The sequence below is a fragment of the Salinibacterium sp. genome (genome assembly GCF_031364185.1).
GTDB lineage: Bacteria > Actinomycetota > Actinomycetes > Actinomycetales > Microbacteriaceae > Rhodoglobus.
In genome coordinates this window covers 1-1,650 of sequence record NZ_JANLVV010000316.1, presented here as the reverse complement: position 1 = coordinate 1,650, position 1,650 = coordinate 1, and the positions used below count along the sequence as shown (strand labels likewise).

The following is a 1,650-nucleotide window of genomic DNA, read 5'->3' as shown; positions in this document are numbered from 1 at the left end:
CGGGTGGTACGACTTCGGGCAGGGTGTCGGCTACGGCGCGGTCGCAGGCGGTGGCACGGTGTGGTGGAACTCCGACACGGTCGCCTTCAGGGATACGCCGAGTGATGAGCCGGACATCCCGCTGCCGACCGATGGCTGGGTCGGCTACCCACTCGACCCCTCGGCCAACCCGCTTGCAACCGCCCTCGCGCTCGTGGGGAGCCTCGGCGCCGACCGCCCCGAGAATCCCCAACTGCTCGCGCAGTCTGATGCGGTGTGGCTTCGCTCCGACGCGATCGGCACCACGGCGGTCGACGTGTTTGTGGGGCCCTCCGCCGACGGCGCGACCACATCAGCGCCCAGCAGCGAACGAGCGCGATATTGGGTCGACGACATCGGCACGCTGCTCGTGTTCGAGGCACCCGTCAGTGGCGTGTGGATGACCGTCGACTTCTCCGACGGCGGAGCCGTGTTGCTGCCCTCGGTGTCCCCGTCCACCGTGGCTCCGTCCACAGTGTCTCCCTCCACCGTGTCTCCCTCCACCGTGTCTCCCTCCGCCGCCGCACCGGGTGCCCCGTGAGTGACGTGGAGCGCACGCTCCCCACCCGCCGCGGAGTGCTGCAGGGCGCGCTGGGAAGTGCGATCGGCGGCGCGATCGGCTTTGGGCTGGGTGCAGGAGCGGTCGCTGCTAGCGCACCACAGGCCGCACCACCTACCGCGCCGCCCGCCGTGCCGCCCGCCGCTGCCGCGCAACCGCAGCGCGTTCCGGCCTCGGGGCGGTACCAGGCGGGCATCCACCTTCCGGCCGTTCCCCAGCGATTCGGCCGGGTGGCCGTGGTCAACACCGAGCTCGCCCGCGCAGACTGGCTCGCGGCGCTGGGTGCACGCATCCTCGATCTGACCGGGCGGGCCGAACCCAGCGACCTGCTGCCCGATGGCCCCGGGGACCTGACGATCTCGGTCGGCATCGGCCCTCGGCTGGTGGCCGCGATCGACCCCTCGCTTCCGGGTGCCGCCGAGCTGCCCCGGTTCGCCGGAGACGACAACATCGACCCGACCCATGTCGGCGGCGACGTGATGCTGTCGGCGCATTCGAGCGACCCCACCGTGCTCGGCGCCGTGCTCGCCGACCTCACGGTGCTGCTGCCGGGGGCGCGACCGCGATGGGAGCAGCTGATTTTCCGGGGCACCGGCGAGGGCACCAAGGCGCGCAATCCTCTCGGTTTTATGGATGGCATCGTGGTGCCCCGCGGAGATGCCGAGCTGAAGAAAAGCGTCTGGATCGGATCGGGGGCGCTGACGGGCGCGACGGTGTGTGTCATCCGGCGCCTGCGCATCGACACCGCACGATTTCGCGCCCAGACCGTTGACGCGCGGGAGGCGATCATCGGACGACGGTTGAGTGACGGGGCGCCACTCTCCGGCGGCGGCCCCGATGACCAGGTCAACCTCACCTCAAAGACACCGGAGGGCGAGTATCTCGTCCCCGCTCGGGCCCACGCGCGGGGAGCGCATCCTTCGTTCACCGGTTCGGGGCTGATGTTTCGGCGCAGCTATTCCTTTGAGAACGAAGCAGAAGCGGGGCTGGTCTTCATCTCGTTCCAGAGCGAGCTGCGCACCTTCACCGTCACCCAGCAGCGCCTCGACGAGGTCGATGACCTGATGAAATAT

General features: G+C 69.9%; 2 protein-coding genes. Both read left to right on the top strand.

Annotated elements, in window-relative coordinates; genetic code table 11:
• On the top strand, window positions 1–559 hold a 559-nt coding region (locus RMN95_RS13910; RefSeq protein ID WP_309617508.1), incomplete at its 5' end, for a hypothetical protein.
• On the top strand, window positions 556–1,650 hold a 1,095-nt coding region (locus RMN95_RS13905; RefSeq protein ID WP_309617507.1), incomplete at its 3' end, for a Dyp-type peroxidase. The genes RMN95_RS13910 and RMN95_RS13905, both read left to right, overlap by 4 nt.